The following is a 19,570-nucleotide window of genomic DNA, read 5'->3' as shown; positions in this document are numbered from 1 at the left end:
AGGGCCAGCTATGAATTTTCTTGCGAATTCTGGCGCCAGGCGGGAATTCTTTCGCATGAACTGCGAGGAAAGGACGAATTACCGCACGAAAGTTTCGTCTGTGCACACCAGAACAATCATGCAGATCCCACATTGACTTCGCTGTGCCAGAAGATTCGCACTCGGCTGCGCTTCTGGGCATCCCGATGTCGAGTCCAGACCACCAACCCTGCCTGCGACGCTATAGGGTTCGACTCTTCTTCCCATGCCTCGGAGTCATCATGTCCAAGCCCATCACCGTACTGCGCGACACCCACCCACTGCCGGTCCTGGATGCCTGCAAATGGGAAAAGCTCGAAGGCGACCCGCACACCGTCAACCTCAACGCCTACACCAGCGAAGACGGCAGCAAGATCATGGGCACCTGGATCTGCACGCCGGGCAAGTGGTACGTGGAATACGTGAAGTGGGAATACTGCCACTTCCAGGAAGGCTACTGCGTGATCACCCCGGAAGGCATGGCGCCGATCCATCTGCGCGCTGGGGATATCTTTGTGGTGGAGCCTGGGATGAAGGGGACGTGGGAAGTGGTCGAGACGGTGCGTAAGTATTTTGTGTTTGCCTAATGAGTAAAAACCGATGGCGAGGGAGCTTGCTCCCTCGCCACAGTGTTTATTTGGGCTTGCGATAGCTATTGATGATCGCCGAGAAGTCCTTGCCGCCTTCCCCACGCTGGCTCATCGACTGATACAACTGCTGGGCCACGGCGCCGAGGATCACCGGCTGGTGCGCCTGACGCGCCGCCTCAGTGGCCAGGCCCAAATCCTTGAGCATGAGGTCGGCGCCGAAACCACCGGTATAGCCACGAGACGACGGCGCAGTTTCAATCACGCCCGGCCATGGGTTGTAGGTGTCGGAACTCCAGCAGCGCCCGGTGGAGCTGTTGATGATCCCGGCCAACACGTGGGTGTCGATGCCCAGTGCATCACCCAGGGCCATGGCTTCACTGACACCGACCATGCTGATGCCCAGCAGCAGATTGTTGCAGATCTTGGCGATTTGCCCAGTGCCGACGTCACCGCAATGCACGATGTTGCGGCCCATCTGCGCCAGCACCGGTTGCAGGGTGGCGAACAGTTCCGGGTTGGCGCCGACCATGAAGGTCAGGGTGCCGGCCTGGGCGCCGCCAGTGCCTCCCGAGACTGGCGCATCTGCCACGGCCACGCCTTGCTTGGCCGCTGCCGCCGCGACATCACGAATGGTCTGCGGATCGATGGTGCTGCAATCCACCGCCGGCACGCCCTTGCCGATACCGGCCAGAACCCCGTCTTCATTCAGCCAGACACTGCGCACATGAGCCGCCGCAGGCAGCATGGTAATCACCAGCTCTGCGTCTTTCGCCGCATCACGTGGTGAATCGCTGACAGTTGCGCCCAATGCGGCCAACTCCTTGAGCACGGCCTGGTTCAGGTCGAACAGGTTCAGCCCGTGGCCGGCCTTGATCAGGTTGCGGGCCATGGGGGCGCCCATATTGCCCAAACCGATAAATGCAATTTTCATGGTCGTCTCCCGGGATCAGCGCAGGTTGATGGTGGTGTTGACGCCATCATTGACCGTATCGTCGTCAAACCAGCGGCTGGTGACGGTTTTGGTCTGGGTATAGAACTGCACCACTTGCTTGCCGTACGGGCCCAGGTCGCCAAGCTTGGAGCCACGGGAGCCGGTAAAGCTGAAGAACGGCACCGGTACTGGGATCGGGATGTTGATGCCGACTTGGCCAACATCGATTTCACTCTGGAATTTACGCGCCGCTGCCCCGCTCTGGGTGAACAGGCCAGTACCGTTGCCGAACGGGTTGGCGTTGACCAGCGCGATGGCCTCATCGAGGGTCGCGACTTCCAGCACCACCAGCACCGGGCCGAAGATTTCCTGGGTGTAGATCTGCATGGAGGGGGTCACGCCCGAAAACAGGGTCGGGCCGACGAAGTTGCCGTGCTCGAAGCCCGGCACCTTGATATCGCGGCCATCCAGCTCCAGCTTGGCGCCTTCCTTCACACCGCTTTCGATCAGTTCGAGGATGCGAGCCTTGGCGCGCTTGGAAATCACCGGGCCGACATCGGTACCGGCTTCGCTGCCAGCGTTGACCTTGAGCTTTTGCGCCAGGGCCTTGAGGTCTGGCAGCCACTGCTTGGCCGCGCCCACCAGCACCACCACCGAGGTGGCCATGCAACGCTGGCCCGCCGCGCCAAAACCGGCACCGACCAGAGCGTTGAGGGTGTGCTCGCGGTTGGCGTCCGGCAACACCACGGCGTGGTTCTTGGCGCCCATCATCGATTGCACGCGCTTGCCATGCTTACCGGCCAGGTCGTAGACATGAGTGCCCACAGCCGTCGAACCGACGAACGACACCGCCTTGATGTCTTTATGGGTGCACAGCGCATCCACCACCTCCTTGCCGCCGTGCACGACGTTGAGCACACCGGCCGGTACACCGGCTTCCAGCGCCAGCTCCACCAACAGCAGGGTCGACAATGGGTCCTGCTCGGACGGCTTGAGTACGAACGTGTTACCGCAGGCGATGGCCATCGGGAACATCCACAGCGGAATCATCGCCGGGAAATTGAACGGGGTGATGCCGGCGCACACGCCGATGGGTTGGCGCAGGGTGTAGGTATCGACGCCACCAGCGACGTTTTCAGCGAATTCGCCCATCTGCAACGTACCGATGGAGCAGGCGTGTTCGACCACTTCCAGGCCACGGAAGATATCGCCTTCGGCATCGGCAATGGTCTTGCCCTGTTCGGCGCTGAGGACCACGGCGATGCGCTTGGAATGTTCGCGGATCAAGGCTTGCAGCTTGAGCATGATGCGCATGCGCGCGCCGATCGGCGTCAGCTTCCAGGTCTGGAAGGCACGGTGGGCAGCGTCGATGGCAGCATTGACTTCATCGGCGGTGGCGAATGGGACCTTGGCCAACACTTGCTGGGTGGCCGGGTTGACGATGTCTTGCCAGTGGGTGGTCTTGGACTCGACCCATTCACCATTGATCAGCAACTTGACCTGTTGCACGGAAATATCGGCAGAAGCGTTCATGTGGTCTCCAAATCTTATATTTGTGCAGAGAACCAAGGCGTTGAATCGCCTTGAAGAATGAGGCGTTCGGACTGTTTTTGGAGTATAGATGTGCAAATCTCTAATAAGAACGCACATAAAAGCCGGTCCAATATGCAAAAAAACATCACGTCACTGGGCTCCCTGAACTGGGATGACCTGAAGTTTTTCCTCGAAGTGGCCCGCACCCGCAAAGCCAGCGTCGCCGCCAAACGCCTGGCGGTGGACTACACCACCGTGTCACGGCGCATCAGCTCACTGGAAGTGTCGCTCGGTACCCTGCTGTTCGAAAAATCCCGGACCAACGGCTTCGTCCTCACCACCGAGGGCCAGCGTTTGCTGGGCTATGCAGAGTCCATTGAAAGCACGTTGCACATGGCTTGCGAGCAGGTCTCCGGCTCCGGTGTGGCGCTGTCCGGCCATGTGCGCATGGGCTGCACCGAAGGTTTCGGCAGCTTTTTTGTCACGCCGCAGCTCAGTCATTTTGTCGACACCTACCCGGCGATCTCGGTCGACATCCTGCCCCTGCCCCACTTCATCAGCCTGTCCAAGCGCGAAGCCGACATCGTCATCGCCCTGGAGCGCCCGGAACACGGGCCGTATGTGTGCTGCAAGCTGTGTGACTACAAACTGCAGCTGTACGCGACCCAGGACTACCTCGATCAACACCCGCCCATCCAACGCCCGGCCGACTTGGCCGAGCATCCGTTTATCAGCTATGTGGATGATCTGGCCTTCAGCTCAGAGCTGTTGTACCTGGCGAATGTCGTGCCCGGCGCCAGCGCCAGCCTGCGCAGTACCAGCGTAATCGCGCAGTACGTGGCGGCGCAGCAAGGGCGGTCGATGGCGATATTGCCGTGCTTTTTGGCAGCGCAGGATCCGCGGTTGTTGCCGGTGTTGGGGGAGCAGATTTCAATCACTCGCCAATTTTGGATGTATTGCCGGGAAGATCTAAGGAAGCTGAAGCGGATTACGTTGTTGTGGGATTACATCAGGGAAGTGACGGAGCAGAATCAGCGGTTGTTGATGGGGGAAACGCGGGAGATAAAGTTCGCGGACTAAAGGGCCATCAAACACGATTCGCTTTAAATTGCAGGACGTTTCCTAGAGACTCTCCACCCTCGGCGTCGTCACCTTCGGCGACTACAGCGAAAACCAAAAAACCCTGTTCCGCGTCAACGCTGGCATGCCGATTGAGCAAGCCCTGGAACACGCCTCCACCCTGCTTTTTTTACGCCAAGAAACTCGCCATGGAAGCCGCCATGGATGTGCGCGGCGAGCAATACGAGGAGGCTTGCTCCTTCCCATATTTAAACCGCGCCAGCTCCGGCTATTTGCGGATGCCGAGCCCGAACTTCGCGCACAAACTCACCCGCGCTGATCTTGAGCCAATCAATCAAGCGAGCAATGTCCGGCTCCGACTGTCGTCCGTTTCGGCAAATGACGTAGTAGGCTGCTGGCGACATCATCACGGGGCTATTCAACGCCACTAACGCTCCGTCTTCCAACTGGTCATACACCAATGCAGTCCTGCCCAGGGCTATGCCTCCGCCCTTCACCGCCAGACTGATCGCCAGGCTCGAATCCGGAAATCGCGGCCCGTGGTGATAAGGCGGCGCCGCCAGCCCCTGGAAAGCAAACCAACTTTCCCACCCTGGGCACACCTGATCGTCCACCCGATGAATCAGCGGGTAGCGGGCGACATTCTCCAGCGCAATATCACCCTTCAACCGCAGAAACTCCGGCGAACACACGGGGAACACCGCGTCGCGCATCAGCAGTTCGACATGATGATCGGGGTAGTCACCGTAACCCATCACCACCGCAACATCGTATTGATGAGCCTCTAGGCTGGCGCTGCTCATGTCGGCGCTGGTCAACACCAGATCAATGTTGAACGAGGCCTCAGTGTGAGAGCCGTGCATCCTGGGGATCAGCCACGTCGAACAGAGGGACGACGTGCATGAGAGGTACAACGGTTGGGATTTACCGGGATTGAGTGAGTGCAGCACCCCGTCCAGCGCCTTGAAAAAACCATCGGTAACGGGCAACAAAGCCTGCCCAGCCGCCGTCAGCTTGACGCCACGCGAGTGCCGCTCAAACAACTGCACGCCCCACCACTCTTCCAGGCCAGCAATTTGATGACTGATGGCACTGGCAGTGAGGTTAAGCTCAGACGCTGCACGTGCAAAACTCCCGGTTTGCGCAGCGCTGACGAACGCTTGAAGCATCGGTGTGGGAGGCGGACGCTGGGCCATCAGGTGCTCACTTTGATCAAGATGATCCCGCAAACAATGACGCATGCCGAGAGCATCCGTCGCCAACCGAACCGTTCATGAAAGAACAGCGCGGCAATAATGGCGCCGATAATAACACTGGTTTCCCGCAGCGCTGAGACCTTGGCGACGGCGTCCAGCGACAACGCAAACAACACCAATCCGTAAGACGCCAGGTAAAAAACGCCGCCTAATAGGCCGACTCGCCAATGTCCACGTATCGCACGAGCCAAAGCCAAACGCTCTCTGGAAAATGCCAGCACCGGGATCGGAATACTCTGGAACACCGTCAGGTAGATGATGTATTGCAGCACCGTCTCACTGGCTCTTACACCTTTGGCATCCACCACCGTGTAAGACGCAATAAACGCCCCGGCGCACACCGCCATCAGGATCGGCTTGAACATCTGCGCCGTCATTCTGCGCACAAAGGTCAGGCTGATAATCCCCACACAAATCAGCAACACTCCAGCCAGCGCCTGGAGTGACAACTGTTCATGCAGCAGAAAGTAGGAAAACAGCGCGACCAATACGGGCGGCACCCCGCGCATTACGGGGTAAACCTGACCGAAGTCACCCGTTTCGTACGCTTTGATCAGAAATAGCCGATAGACCGTATTGAGCACCACGGAGATGAGAATGTAGCCCCCTACCTCCAGGCTCGGCACGGTGACAAGCGGCAACGCCATCAGGCATATCAGCAGCGCGGTGCCATCGACCATGGCCAAGGTAATAAAGCGACTGCTACCGGCACGGACTACGGCGTTCCAAGTGGCGTGCATAACAGCAGAGATCAAGACCAGCGTGATCGCGATATCGGAATTATCCATGGGGCTCGGCTTATGGCGGATGTGGGAGGACGTACGTTATGAATATCGAGACATCATTGTTTGCGTAACCACATCCGTAGCATGTAGCGATTCAGATCGCTCAAAGGCTCACTGTCATTGATTTCGGAACGTGGAGTACTCTTATCAATGAAGTGCGTGCGGGTATGGAGAAACTTGTTATCGGCCGAAATAAGTACCTGCCCTGGCTCCAGCAGTACTCGATGCTGAACAGATGACTGATCGAGAACAGTATCCAGAAAGTCCAGTGCCTGAGATTGAGCCAATGTTAACGGCACTCCTGCCTTTAGGTGAGCTGATTCAATGTAGACTCGAAAGTATCTGATCAGTGGAATACCTTCATTGGAAAAGCTCAGGATCGGTGCTTTAAACAACTGTTCCTCATCTGACATGCCGCGATTATCAAAAAAGAAGTCACATTTGAGTTCCTCCAAAACTTCTGGGTACGCCATCAGCTCCGCGTATACCGCACTTGCATCAATGAGAATGCTCTCACCTCCTAAAAGCGCTTTCTGTCCGCAAGCCAGGATCAGGTAATCAATAGGTAGCGGGTCGCTCACTCCATCGTTGTGTACGTAAGCACCCTGGCGGGTTTGATGGTATCTGGCTCCCTCTTCAATGCTCTTACCCCCTCGATCATAAACCTCAATCACTTTGTGACCGAGATGGTTCTGTACCATTGGTACACCGAGTAATGAACCAAATGTCCATACGAGCGATTTGAAACTGGCAAGTTTTTCGACTCTGAAGCCATCGAGGATCAAGACGTGGCTCTCGTGATCGATCATGTTTCGTATTCTATGTAGCTCTTCGCTCAGAGCGGGTAGCAGTAGCGAATTGATGAAGGCTGGCTTCGCATCGAATCGATCACGCTGGATTTCAGGTTCGATATTTTTCGTTGCACTCAACAGTTCATCGAACGCACCTTTTGAAAGCCTGACCTTAGAAACTTCTTGGCGGAAATTACTGACATTTATGTTCATCGCAATCCTTTACGGTGGTTAATTAGAGCGGCTATTTAACTAAGTCCACCACTTGCGAAAAAGCGAATCCTCATCAGCCTAGCCATTAAGATTCGTCATGAAAGACAATTCCTACAGTCAAAACCTAATGACACAGGCGATGACGCCGGGCAGTTAAGCGAACACGGTAGCGAGCACACTGCAAAAATAATTGTGGGGCTTGCTCGCGAATGCGGTGGGCCATCCAATAAATATGTGGCTGAGCGACCGCCACCATCGCGGGCAAGCCAGGCTCCCACATTGTTGAACTGTGGCGGGCGCAGAACCTTAAGCAGACACAGATAAGTGTGGGAGCTGGCTTGCCTGCGATGGTGACGGGTCAGTCAGCTTATCTTCTGCTGATACACCGCTTTCGCGAGCAAGCCCGCTCCCACATTTTTGAGCTGTGGTGGGTGCAGAACTTTGGTCAGACACAGATAAGTGTGGGAGCTGGCTTGCCTGCGATGGTGGAGGGTCAGTCAGCTTATTCGCTGCTGATGCACCGCTTTCGCGAGCAGGCCCGCTCCCACATTTTTGAGCGGTGGTGGGTGCAGAATTTTGGTCATGCACAAATAAGTGTGGGAGCTGGCAAGCCAGCTCCCACATTTGACCGCATTGCAGTATTGGAACGGGTGATGCGGTTAGTCCGCGATGACCACAATCGACACCCGTCGATTCTCGGTACGCCCTGCCGCCGTGGTGTTAGGCGCCACCGGGTCGCCGCTGCCCAGGCCACGCAGTTGGATGTTTTCGTCCTTCATGCCCACGTGGGTCAGCACCTTACCCACGCTTTTGGCGCGGCGCAGGGACAGGGCCACGTTGTAGGGCTCTTTACCCGAGGCGTCGGTGTGGCCATCGACGCGCACGCGCTGGATGCCCGCGCCCACCAGGGCTTTGCCAATGCGTTCGACAATGTCGGTGCTGGGTTTGTTGAGGCTTTCAATATCACTGCCAAACAGCACTTTGCCGGACAGGCCGAAGGTCCAGCCCTCATCGGTCAGCTCGAAGCCTTGTTGTTTGAGGACGGTGACTTGCCCCGGGGTCAGGCCCTTGGGGGGCGTCTGGCAGCCGCTGAGGGCCAGGATGGCGACGAGCAAAGAAATAAACAAAACACGTGTGTAAGCGAACAAGGGATCAACTCCTGTGATTAACGTTGGCAGCAGTAGGCTCCGCCTCCGCCGTTTGCTGGCCGCCCGAGGACAGCCGTTTGGCCTGGTACATCGCTGCATCGGCGGCATTGAGCAAGGCGCCGGGAGTGACGCCATGATCGGGATAAATGGCAATGCCGATACTCAGTGAGGTCGACACCTGGGTGTCCCCGGGCAATGGGATGGGCAGGTCCATGCTGGCAATGATCTTGTCGGCGATACGCTGGGCATCTTCGGCCTTGTGCAGGGGCGCCAGCAGGACTGCAAATTCATCACCCCCCAGGCGGGCCACCAAGTCATCCTCACGCAGTTGTGCACGCACGCGGTTGGCAACGGCAACCAGCACAGCATCGCCGGCGGCGTGACCGAAGTTGTCGTTGATGTCTTTAAAACGGTCGCTGTCGAGAAACAGCACCGCCACGCGCTCATTGACCTTGGCGGCGCTGCGCAAGGCGCGGATCAGCCGGCCTTCGAAGAACGCACGGTTGGGCAAGCCGGTGAGGCTGTCGTGGCTGGCCTGGTGAGCCAGGGTTTCGTTCTCGCTTTGCAGGTGGTTCTGCCAGGCTTCCATTTCACCTAGCAAGGCGTTGAAGTCGCTGCCCAGGTTGTCGAGTTCAGCAATCTGCGCCGGTGGCACGCGGCGATCAAAATCGCGCTCGCTGCGGGCGGCGTGGGCCACGGCGGCGAGGCTTTGCAGTGGCCCGGTAATGCCATTCAACAAGCGCCGCGCCAGGTGCAACGCCACCCAGGCGCTGAGCGCGGTACAGATCAGGATGCCGGCCAGGCCACTGAGCAAAAAGCGCAGCAGGCTGCCGCCGTGCCCGACCAGGTGGATGCTGCCGACGGTTTGCCCTTGGCGCAAGATCGGCTGACTGATGGGCTGTTCGAGCAGGGAGTGGGCCACGGCCAGTTCAACTCGCGACAGCATTCCGGTTTCCGGGCGAACCCATTGCGCCAGCAACTTGCCATTGGCGTCGAAGACTTCGGCCTGGGCCACCTCCTCCGTAGACGCAATCAGGCTGAGGGCTTCGGTGGCCGCGGCACTGTCGTTGAACACCACCGCCGCTTCCACGGTGTAGTTGATGGAGCGCGCAATCAGATGCAGGTTGTGCTCGGCATACACGCGCAACGCCAGTACGCCAAGCAGGGTCAGGGACACACTGGCCAGGGTCACGGCGACCAACGCCAGGATCAAATGCCCACGGCCGATGACCGAACCGAGGGTCGGCCGCACCTTATCGGCTTTCATGACGCCGGCGCCCGACGACGGGACAACTGCAACACGCTGGGGTGAATGCGCACGCCGCTACGGGCGACGGAGTCCAGGTTGACCTCGAACGACACTTGCTGATCGCTCACGCGCAGGCAGAACAGGCTGCCCACGGTGCATTGGTCGCCGCCTTCACTGATACTGAGCACCGGGTGGCCAATCAACGATGTGAACAGTCGGCTGCGTTCATCGGCGGAGAGCCTACCGATGTAGACCGCATCGCAGGCGCTGACGATATCGGGATGGTCGGCCAGCAGGCGCCGTACCACTACCGGACGACCGGTGGCCTGGGTCGTGCCTTTGATCAGGTCGTCGGTGTATTGGGTGGGGCCGACGATACACAAACGCAGTTGTGCAGGCTCCACCGGCCAACGCGCGTAACTGAGAATACCGAGGACCACCTGAGTGACCGCCTGGGCTCGCGCGTCGGCAGGGCTCGGCGTCTGGGCAAAGACGTGGGGGGCGAGCACACACAGAACCGCCACCAGTAACATGCGTCTCCAGCTAAAACTACGCTCTGCGGGCGAGACAGCCACGTTCATGCAGCGATTCTCTTCAGGTGTTTTCAAGGCGATGCCGCAACGATAGCACAGCGGCAGAAAACCTCACGAAGCAAGGTTTTCGCGGGGTTCGCTATTTTTTCAGAAAAATCAGACATCTGAATCAGAAATATTACATGACCCATCAGTCAGTTTTTAAGTGCTGGCGTCCAACTCCAGCATTAAACCACTCAAACGCTTGACCTTGCGCCGTACCGCTTCCTCAAATACGCCTCCACGCGGCTCGATCAGGCTGAACCAGCGCTTGGCACGGGTAATACCGGTATAGATCAGCTCTTTGGTCAGTACCGGGTTCAGGGCGTCCGGCAGGATCAACGCGGTATGGGCGAACTCCGAGCCCTGGGATTTGTGCACGGTCATCGCGTACACGGTTTCCACGTCATTCAGCCGGCTGGGCAGCACAAAGCGCACACCGCCTTGACCATCGTTACGCGGGAAGGCCACCCGTAGCACCTGAGGGCCGCCGTCGCGTTCGGGCAGTTTCAGCGCAATGCCAATATCACCGTTCATCAAGCCAAGGCCATAGTCGTTACGGGTCATCAACACCGGGCGGCCTTCGTACCATTGCTCGTCGCTGTCGATCAGCCGCACTTTGCGCAAGGCGGCAGTGATGCGCAGGTTCAACCCTTCGACACCCCAGGGGCCTTTGCGCACCGCGCAGAGCAATTGGAACGCATCAAAGGCTTGCAGCAGTTGCTGCGCCCAGTGCGTCCAGGCGTGATCGTCACGCAGGGTATCGGCAGCGGGGCGCGCGGATTGCAGCAGGTTCAGGTAGTAGCGGTAACCCTGGGCACCTTCGCCCTGCCCATCCAGTACCAGGCGCTCAAGCGCGTGGTCATGTTCGCCCTTGAGGCTGACACAGAACAGGTCATCGTGGCTGCGCGCAGCTAATAGCCGGCGCGCCTCTTCGGCGTTTTGCTGATTGACCCACCGCGCCAATTGGCCGATGCCACTGCCTTCACCGAAACGCCGCGAGTAGCGCAGCATCACCACCTGCTGAGCCAGGGGATGGCGACCGTCTAGGTCTTCTTGCAGGCCACTGGCGCTGAGGTCTTCACCACTGACCGCCTGCAGCCATTGCCGAGTGTCCGGGCTGTACCAGCCGGCTTCGGCGTCCCGGCACAAATCACCGAGTACGGCACCGGCCTCTACCGACGCCAATTGGTCCTTGTCGCCCAGCAGTACCAAACGTGCATGGGGCGGCAAGGCGTCGAGCAGGTTCGCCATCATTTCCAGGTCGATCATCGAGGCTTCATCCACCACCAACACATCCAGCGGCAATGGGTTACCGAGGTGATGACGAAAGTGCCGGGTACCCGGGCGGCTTCCCAGCAGGCGGTGAACAGTGGTGACCTGGGTCGGTATTTTTTCCCGCACGCTGTCGGGTACTTTCAACGACAGCACTTGCTGGCTGATGGACTCAGTCAAACGCGCCGCAGCTTTACCGGTGGGCGCCGCCAAACGAATGCGCAACGGGGTGCCGGACTCCACGGCAGGCGCCTGCAATAACGCGAGCAGACGCACCACGGTGGTGGTCTTGCCGGTGCCCGGGCCACCCGTGACGATACTGAATGCACCACGCGTCGCCAGGGCACAGGCGAGCTTTTGCCAATCGATCACGCCAGCGGGTGCCGGTTGGTCGAACAACCCGTTGAGGCGCTGCGGCAAATCGGCGGCGACGGTTTCCACGGTGGCCAGTCGCACGCGCAAGGCGGTATCGATGCGCCGTTCGTAGGTCCAGTAACGCCGCAGGTACAAGCGCTTGCCGCAGAGGACCAACGGGCGGCTCTGGGCAGACTCACCGCCATCAACGGCCAGCGCGACCAGTGGGCTGGATGCCAGGGCATGGCACCAATGGGCGCCGTCGAGTCCATCCAGCAACTGCGACGGCAACAGCATGCTGCCGGTTTGCAGGTCGCCTTCGGGCGGCAATGACAAGGCGAAATCCGGCGCCTTGAGGGTTTCGAACAGGTCCAGGCAGACGTGGCCGTGGCCCAATTGATGGCTGGTCAGTGCCGCCGCCAACAGCACCAAGGGGTCAGCCTGCGGGTCAAGCTCATGCAAGAAGCCAACGAATGCTTTGTCCAAGGCGCGCAACCAGCCACGATCAACCCAACGTTCCAGCAGTTGCACCAAGTCGGCGGCGCGGCTGAGGGGGGCCAGTACCTCCAGTGGTAAGGGCGACAGGCTCATAGCAGGACTCCTTGTTCCCAGGCGGGCTCAGCCTTGGGCGGGATGGGCTTGCCCTGGAACACTAGATCCAGGCCCTCGATCAGTTCACGCGGTGGCCGGGTGAAATACGCTCCCTGGCTCACAGACTGTGTACCGCGCAGGAACAGATACAGCGCACCGCCGACATGGCGGTCGTAATCGTAATCAGGCAGCCGCGCCTTGAGTTGGCGGTGCAGGGCCAGCAAGTAAAGTACATATTGCAGGTCATACCGATGCTCAAGGATCGAGTGCTCCATGGCATCAAAGGTGTAGGCCGAATCGTCGGGGCCGAGCCAGTTGGATTTGTAGTCAGCCACGTAGTAGCGGCCATCGTGCTCGAACGTCAGGTCGATAAAGCCCTTGAACATGCCGTTGAGCAGCACCGGTTCGGCGGCCACGCGAGAGACGCCGTTGTGGGTGTGCTGGCACACCAGCTTGTCGAGGGCGAGCACGTCGACTTTGTGGCTGGCGAACCAGAACTCCATTTCGATCTGGTACTGCCGCAGGTCGCTTAGGGTGACCTTATCGTTACCCACCGGCAGCGGCGTTTTCAGCAGGTGCCCCAGCCAAGCGCTGAGGGTAACGATCCAACCTTCCCAATTGCGGCGATTACAGCGGGCGCCCACAGCTTTTACGATCGCCTCCGGGGCGACGTTGAATCCCTCCTCCCCCGCCCATTCCAGCAGGCCATGGAGGAAGGTCCCGGGGTTAGGACCGCGTGGGAAACGGTGGATATCACCGCCCGACGCAACCGCTTCACGGGGTGCATCGGGGTCGAGTCGTTCGTCATCGAATAGCTTTTGAGCCTGGGGGCTTTCGGGCGCTTCGAGATGAGCGGCGCTCATGCTGTCACCAATGCGCAAAGCACTGTAGGACGCAATCCACCAGTTTTCGGCGGCTTTGCGTTTGGGCAGCAACGGCGCTAACAACGTGGCTTCGTTGCGCGGTGGATGGAACACGGTGTCTTGCGCTTGCGGCACAGGGGCATAGCTGATGGCAGGGCAGTCTTCCTGCACATCCAGCAGCCAGCGCGCCAGACCGGCAGAGTCGCCCAGCACTGCGCCGGCGCCAAGCAAATAGCCCAAGGCCGACAGGTGCAATACCGAGCTGCTGTTATTGCCGCGCTTGAGGTCGGCAATCCCCAGCCAGCACGCGTATTTGGCACGGGTCAGGGCGACGTAGAGCAAGCGCAGGTCTTCGGCCAGACGCTCATCATCGGCCTGGGCGATCAGGTCGGCGGTTGGCCGCAGGCTCACTTGGGAATTACCGTATTCATCGTGGTAATGCAGCGGCAAGCGACTGCCGTCTACCGGTTTGGCCGAACAGATGAAGGGCAGGAACACCAGGTCGTATTCCAGGCCCTTGGACTTGTGGATAGTCACCACCTTGACCAATTGCTCATCACTTTCCAATCGCAGGATCTGTTCTTCACCGGCCTGGCCCGACAACGCCAGGTGTTCGGCCAGATGACGGATCAGTGCCTGCTCGCCATCCAGCTCCGACGCGGCCTGCTGCAACAGCTCACTGAGGTGCAACAAGTTGGTCAGTACACGTTCGCCATCACTGCGCACGATCAGGGTTTGCGGCAGCTTGAAGTCATGGAGCAGGCGGCGCAGCATCGGCAGCACGCCTTGGGTACGCCAGATCAAACGGTAGCCACGGAACTGCATCACACGGCTTTCCCACGCCAGTTCATCCTGGTTCAGACGCTCGAGTTCCTGCAGGGGTAGGTTCAAGGTGACACAGGCCAGCGCTGCGCGTAGCGGACGCTCGACATCCGGCTCGGCACATGCCTTGAGCCAGGCCAGCAGGTCGTGGGCTTCTTGAGCGGCGAAGACCGAGTCTTTGTCTGACAGGTACACACTGCGCACGCCGCGGGCAGCCAACTCGGCGCGCACGGCCTGGGCCTCCTTGCCGTCGCGCACAAGGATGGCGATGTCTGACGGAAGTACGCCTTTGAGGGTGTCGTCTTTTATAAAACCTGCGGTGCCTTGCTGCCCACCATTGAGCAACGTGACGATCTGCGTGGCGCAGGCCGCAGCCAGTTGCTGGCGATAGACTACGTTGGAAATCGGCTGGTCGGTCGGCAGGTGCCAGAGGTTCATCGCCGGCAGCGTTTGCCCCTCAACCTGCAATTGCTCTTTGCGACCTTGGGACAAGACCGGGTGGAACGGCACCGGATTATCACCGTTAGGTGTACGAAACAGGAATGCGCCGCGGCCTTTTTCCGCACGCAGGAACACATGGTTCACCGCTTCAACCATTGCATGGCTGGAGCGGAAGTTGGTGCCCAAGGTGTGATGGCGACCGGTGGTGGACTGACGGGCGCGCAGATAGGTGTAGATGTCGGCGCCGCGAAAGGCGTAGATCGCCTGCTTGGGGTCACCGATCAGGAACAGGCCACTGTCGAGGTGGTTTTCTTCGATACGGTAGATGCTGTCGAAGATGCTGTATTGCACTGGGTCGGTGTCTTGGAATTCATCAATCAAGGCCACCGGGAATTGCTCGCGGATCACACTGGCCAAACGCTCGCCGCCGTCGGCCTGGAGGGCGGTGTTGAGACGGATCAGCATGTCGTCGAAGCCCATTTCAGCGCGGCGACGTTTCTCTTCTTCGAAACGTTTACCGACCCAACCCGCGGCGTGTTGCAACACTGCCCCGTCGGGGGTTGGCAAAGCATCGAGGCTGGCCTTGAGGCCCGCCATTGCGTCGATCCCCGGATGATGCGGCGGCTCGCCCTTCCAGGCTTCGGCCATGCCGTCAGGCGTCAGGCGGGTGAAACCGGTGCCGATATCCAGTTGCTCCAGGGTTTCGTCTGCCGCCCAGGCGCTGATCTTTTCGAACCAGGGTTCGAAGTAACGCGCTTGCATTTTGCGGCCATCAACGGCTTTGGCAGCAACGGCTTGCAGGCAGATATCGCGCAGCTCGGCGGCCCATTGTGGCCAAGGTGCCTTGATTTTGATCAGTGCATCACGACGCTCTTGCAGACACTCGGTGATCAGCTCGGCCGGCTCGCGGGTTTCATCGGTGGGTCGTGCGCTGCCAAACAACGCACGTACCCGTGGCATCAATGCGGCCGGGCCACCCCAGTTGTTGCGCACCCAGTTCAGGGCGTCGTCGTGCATCGGGTAGCAGAATAGCCGCCAGTAATCGCGCAGGACCTCGCCCAGCAGGTCGCTGTGGTCGGTTTCCAGGGTCTGGGTGAACAGGCTGCCACTGTCGAACGCGTGTTCGCGCAACATACGTTGGCACCAACTGTGGATCGTCGACACAGCCGCTTCATCCATCCACTGCGCGGCAATGTCCAGGCGATTGGCACAGGCGGGCCATTGCTCCAGAGAGTATTGAGCACGCAGGTCGGCGATCAACGCATCGGGCTGCTCGATTTCATCGCGGAAAAACCGTGCGGCTTCGGCCAGGCGAATACGGATGCGTTCACGCAGTTCCTTGGTGGCGGCGTCGGTGAATGTCACAACGAGGATTTGCGGCGGTAGCAGTTCACGCCCGAAGCCGGATTCATCACCACCGTGGCCGAGCACCAGGCGCAGGTATAGGGCTGAGATTGTGAAGGTCTTGCCGGTGCCGGCACTGGCTTCAATCAACTGGCTGCCTTTGAGCGGGAACGCCAGGGCCAAGGGTTTGCTCATCATACGCCGGCCTCCTCGCTGGAAAGTGATCGCCATGGGGCGTTGATCAGGGGGCGATACAGAGTTTCACACCAGCCTTCGAATTCTTCGCTGGCGACCAGAGCGGCGTAGTCGGGGAATTGCCGGGTGAGTGCGGGCGTTTCGCGACGTTCACCGTCAGTCGTAATGCCGTCGCCTTCATAGGCTTTGCAGGCAGCGGCTTGTGCTTTGGCGGGATCGGTTTGGCCGAGCCAGGCAAAGGCGGTTTTCACTGCAACGGGCAGCGGCTTGCTCATCCCGGTGTGCCAGGCCAGCAGCAGGTTGCCGAGGACTTCCCGGGCGGTGGACGTATCCAGCGGGGCCAGCAGCAGGGTGTCGTCGCTCGCCACCAGCGCGGAGCTCAAGGGCAGGCCACAAGCGCAGGCCACCACATGATTGACCCAAGGGCGGATCAGGCGATGCCACTTGCGCGTCTTGACCGAACCCATGCTGTTGGGGATGGTCGTGACGCTTAACAGCCCACCATCACTGCGTCGATGCAGGCCACTGATCCAGCCTTCCAGCTGAATGCCCTGATACTCAAAACTGATCGGCTCAGCGCCAGTATGGGGCGTTGGCCAAAGCGCCAGAAGCTGTTGGTACCGTTGCAACAGACCGGGTAAAGGTTCGATCAGCTCATGACGCAGGCACTCGCCGAAACCGACCATCGGCAGCAGGCCACTGCCTTGCAGCCGTAGCGCCTGGGCATTAAGGGCCTGGCCGGGGTGATCAGGTTGGAGCAGTGCCGCGTTCAGCAGGCTGTCACTGAGGCTATAGCGTTGCAATGCGTCCAGAACGAAGGGTTCTTCGTCGGCCAACGGCACTTCAGCCGCTTCGAAAAACACTTTCAGGCGTTGACTGAAGAAATGCTTAACCGGGTTACGTAGGAAGTCCTGTAACTGACCGAGACTCAGGGGCTCTTCCTGTTGGTGCGCCGTCAGCTCGCCTTCTTTTGAGAGACTACCCGGTGTTTCGTGCAGCAACTGCCATTCGCGGGCATAGCTGAACAGCGGGTCACCTTCGTGGAAGTAGCGGGCACTGAAGGGTTGGAGCGGGTGTTCCTGGGTCATCGCATCGATAAGCGGTATTTCGCTGCTGGCGTGCTGCCAGCCACTGGCAAGGTGGTCGCGCAGTTGGCCGATCAGTACCGAGGCTGGGCGATCACTGTTGTCGCGGATGCTGCGGCCTACCCAGCTGACATAGAGCTGGTCACGGGCCGACAGCAAGGCCTCAAGCAGCAAGTAGCGGTCATCTTCGCGGCGGGAGCGGTCACCGGGACGGTAGTCGCTGCCCATCAGATCGAAGTCCAGAGGGGGTTGGGCACGCGGGTAGTCACCGTCGTTCATGCCGAGCAGGCAGACCAGCTTGAACGGGATCGCGCGCATGGGCATCAACGTGCAGAAATTGACAGCTCCAGCAAGAAAGCGCTGGGAGAGACGGCCCTGATCCAAGCCTGCCAACCAGGCTTCTCGGACCACGGTAAGCGGTAATTCGTCCTGCAGGCCGACGGACTCGCAGGTTTCCAACCAGGTCTCTCTTAACTGTTCGAGTTGGCCTAACAGGTAGTCATCGTGCTCACTGCTGGCCAGGAAAAACAGCTGCATCAAGCGTTGCAGGCGCTCACCCCACACCTGGGGAGCTGCCGGTTGCGACAATGCTTGATGAGCAGCGCTCAAGGCGTCGAGCAAGGCGACCAGCGGGCCGATCAGGGCAGCATCAAGGCCGCCGATTTCATCGTAAGGCTCGATACCGTCGCAGGCCTCCCCGGTGCCGACGGCGTAGCCCAGCAACATACGGCGCAGGCCGAATCGCCAGCTGTTCTGTTCCAGTTCAGCCGGTAGGCCGAGGCCGGCGCGCTGTTCAGCATTAAGCCCCCAACGGATGCCTGCGCCTTCGATCCAGCGATGCAGTGTGGGCAGGTCGCGCTCTTTGATGACGAAACGTTCGCGCAGGGCGGGAACGTCCAGCAGGTCGAGGATTTCGCTGACGGGGAAGCGGCTATCGGGGAGTTTCAGCAGGTGTTCGACAGCAATCAGCAGCGGGTCGCGTCCACGTTGCCCTTGGTCTGTCAGGGTGAAAGGGATGAAGCGCGGGTCATTCCTTTCGAGTTGGCCAAACACCGCGCGAATGTGTGGCGCGTAGCTGTCGACGTCAGGGACCATGACGATGATGTCCCGGGGACGCAACGTGGGGTCGGCGCTGAAGCGTTGGAGTAATTGGTCGTGGAGAATTTCGACTTCGCGCTGGGGGCTGTGGGCGATGTGGAAGCGGATTGATGTGTCGCGCTCCAGATCGACCGCGGGCCAGAGTTCACGGGTTTCATTGAGTGGTCGCAGTTCGAGGATATCGTCCTGGAGCTGGTTGAGCAGTGTGGTGGGTTCGCTGTCGCTGAACAGGTCAATGCGACCATCACGGAATGCGGCGCGGTAACTGTTGGGGTCATCGTAGCTGTCCAACAGGCTGATGTAATCACGGCCCTGCTTACCCCAGGCGGCGAGCAGCGGGTGGGCATGCTGATGCAAGGATTGTGGATCGATGGTGACCGGCATGCCCGCTTTGCGCGCTTGGCGTTTGTATTCGTTACGCAGTAAGTCCTTGTCGGCCACGATGTCTGACCAATGATGGCGGCAAGGGTTGTGCACGCAGAGCAGGACTTGGCTGAAACGCGCCAGGCCCGCCAGAGCCTCGAGCGCTTGGGCAGGCAGTGACGAAATCCCGAAAACTATCACTCGGGAAGGTAAGCCTGGAGGCGCTTGCTCAAGGGTATTAATGCGCTCGATAAAGCGCTGGTGAACGCCGGCACGGCTTTCGGCCATGCCCTCTTCTCCGACATCCAGCAGCAGCGCACGCCACAACTCGGCCTGCCAGCAGTTGGCGAGGTCGAGAGGTTTGGACTCGCCTCGACCGTTGCGTAACTGGTGGCGACCTGCGGCCCAATCTTCCAGCCAATCGGCGCGGTAGACCTGGTATTGGTCGAACAGGTCTGCCAGGCGCTCGGCGAGTTGGTAGCGCTTGCGCAGGTCGGTGTCTTGGGTGAGGAAGCGTTGCAGAGGTTCGAAGTGCGGCTGATCAATGAGCTCGGGCAACAGGCGCATAAGGCGCCAGGTTAACGGTGCTTTATCGAGTAACGACTTAGGCGGGATTTCGTCACGGCCCAGGACCATGCGGTAGAGCTGCCACATGAAGCTACCGGGTAGCTGCACATCGATTGCCGCAGCAATGCCACAGCCACCCATATCGTCATCTTCCGGATCTTCAGCCAAGGCCAACTTGAGCCACTGGGCAATCCCGTTGCTTTGTACCAGGGCGATTTCGTTTTCCAAAGGTGCCAGAGGGTAACGACGCATCCAACTGACCACCAGACTACGCAACTCGTCCAGGCGGTTGCCGTGAACCACCATGAATCCAGCGCTGAGGGACGTCGCATCCGGCATAACGGTTTCCTTGGGAAAAGCAAAATCGAGGCATGGACTTTAGCACTGAAGCGAGCAGTGATAAGCC

General features: G+C 59.6%; 13 protein-coding genes and 1 pseudogene. 3 read left to right on the top strand and 11 right to left on the bottom strand.

Annotated elements, in window-relative coordinates:
* Positions 1 to 260: 260 nt before the first annotated feature.
* Entirely contained in the window at positions 261 to 605 is a 345-nt protein-coding gene (locus M5B43_RS26140; RefSeq protein ID WP_003194115.1) for a cupin domain-containing protein, read from the top strand.
* A 46-nt stretch (positions 606 to 651) separates the two neighbouring features.
* Here M5B43_RS26140 and mmsB read toward each other — a convergent pair whose 3' ends face one another.
* Together mmsB and M5B43_RS26130 are read right to left on the bottom strand one after the other, a co-directional pair.
* Positions 652 to 1,539, bottom strand: coding sequence for a 3-hydroxyisobutyrate dehydrogenase (mmsB, locus tag M5B43_RS26135; RefSeq protein WP_248752777.1), 888 nt, complete (start codon positions 1,537 to 1,539; stop codon positions 652 to 654).
* Between the two features lie 15 nt (positions 1,540 to 1,554).
* Entirely contained in the window at positions 1,555 to 3,072 is a 1,518-nt protein-coding gene (locus tag M5B43_RS26130; protein ID WP_248752776.1) for a CoA-acylating methylmalonate-semialdehyde dehydrogenase, read from the bottom strand.
* 132 nt (positions 3,073 to 3,204) lie between these two features.
* Here M5B43_RS26130 and M5B43_RS26125 point away from each other — a divergent pair, with 132 nt between their 5' ends.
* Together M5B43_RS26125 and M5B43_RS26120 are read left to right on the top strand one after the other, a co-directional pair.
* Positions 3,205 to 4,152, top strand: a complete 948-nt coding sequence (locus tag M5B43_RS26125; RefSeq protein ID WP_248752775.1) for a LysR family transcriptional regulator — start codon at positions 3,205 to 3,207, stop codon at positions 4,150 to 4,152.
* Between the two features lie 49 nt (positions 4,153 to 4,201).
* Positions 4,202 to 4,376: pseudogene (locus tag M5B43_RS26120) on the top strand (DUF3077 domain-containing protein); the annotation flags it as partial.
* Positions 4,377 to 4,400: 24 nt separating this feature from the next.
* On the opposite strand, the gene M5B43_RS26115 reads toward M5B43_RS26120, so the two are convergent.
* The 9 genes from M5B43_RS26115 to recC all read right to left on the bottom strand — a co-directional run bounded on the left by M5B43_RS26115 (position 4,401) and on the right by recC (position 19,503).
* Positions 4,401 to 5,348, bottom strand: coding sequence for a LysR substrate-binding domain-containing protein (locus M5B43_RS26115; protein WP_248752774.1), 948 nt, complete (start codon positions 5,346 to 5,348; stop codon positions 4,401 to 4,403).
* Positions 5,348 to 6,196, bottom strand: coding sequence for an EamA family transporter (locus M5B43_RS26110; protein WP_248752773.1), 849 nt, complete (start codon positions 6,194 to 6,196; stop codon positions 5,348 to 5,350). Before M5B43_RS26110 ends, M5B43_RS26115 begins: the two co-directional genes overlap by 1 nt.
* Before the next feature lie 53 nt (positions 6,197 to 6,249).
* Positions 6,250 to 7,197, bottom strand: coding sequence for a TauD/TfdA family dioxygenase (locus M5B43_RS26105; RefSeq protein ID WP_248752772.1), 948 nt, complete (start codon positions 7,195 to 7,197; stop codon positions 6,250 to 6,252).
* A 659-nt stretch (positions 7,198 to 7,856) separates the two neighbouring features.
* The gene (locus M5B43_RS26100) at positions 7,857 to 8,345 is read right to left on the bottom strand and encodes an OmpA family protein (RefSeq protein ID WP_248752771.1); all 489 of its coding nucleotides are present in this window, start codon (positions 8,343 to 8,345) and stop codon (positions 7,857 to 7,859) included.
* Positions 8,346 to 8,349: 4 nt separating this feature from the next.
* Positions 8,350 to 9,612 carry a diguanylate cyclase gene (locus M5B43_RS26095; RefSeq protein WP_248752770.1) on the bottom strand — a complete coding sequence of 421 codons (1,263 nt, stop codon included), beginning with the start codon at positions 9,610 to 9,612 and terminating at the stop codon, positions 8,350 to 8,352.
* Entirely contained in the window at positions 9,609 to 10,175 is a 567-nt protein-coding gene (locus M5B43_RS26090) for a YfiR family protein (protein ID WP_248752769.1), read from the bottom strand. Before M5B43_RS26090 ends, M5B43_RS26095 begins: the two co-directional genes overlap by 4 nt.
* A 153-nt stretch (positions 10,176 to 10,328) precedes the next feature.
* Entirely contained in the window at positions 10,329 to 12,386 is a 2,058-nt protein-coding gene (gene recD, locus M5B43_RS26085; protein WP_248752768.1) for an exodeoxyribonuclease V subunit alpha, read from the bottom strand.
* Positions 12,383 to 16,054, bottom strand: a complete 3,672-nt coding sequence (gene recB, locus M5B43_RS26080) for an exodeoxyribonuclease V subunit beta (RefSeq protein WP_248752767.1) — start codon at positions 16,052 to 16,054, stop codon at positions 12,383 to 12,385. Before recB ends, recD begins: the two co-directional genes overlap by 4 nt.
* On the bottom strand, positions 16,051 to 19,503 hold the full coding sequence (recC, locus tag M5B43_RS26075) for an exodeoxyribonuclease V subunit gamma (RefSeq protein WP_248752766.1): 3,453 nt from the start codon (positions 19,501 to 19,503) through the stop codon (positions 16,051 to 16,053). Before recC ends, recB begins: the two co-directional genes overlap by 4 nt.
* Positions 19,504 to 19,570: the final 67 nt, after the last annotated feature.

Origin of the sequence: Pseudomonas sp. MWU15-20650 (assembly GCF_023242475.1) — a bacterium.
In the GTDB taxonomy this organism is placed as follows: domain Bacteria; phylum Pseudomonadota; class Gammaproteobacteria; order Pseudomonadales; family Pseudomonadaceae; genus Aquipseudomonas.
The sequence above is the reverse complement of the archived record's forward strand: the minus strand, read 5'-3'. Positions and strand labels throughout refer to the sequence as shown.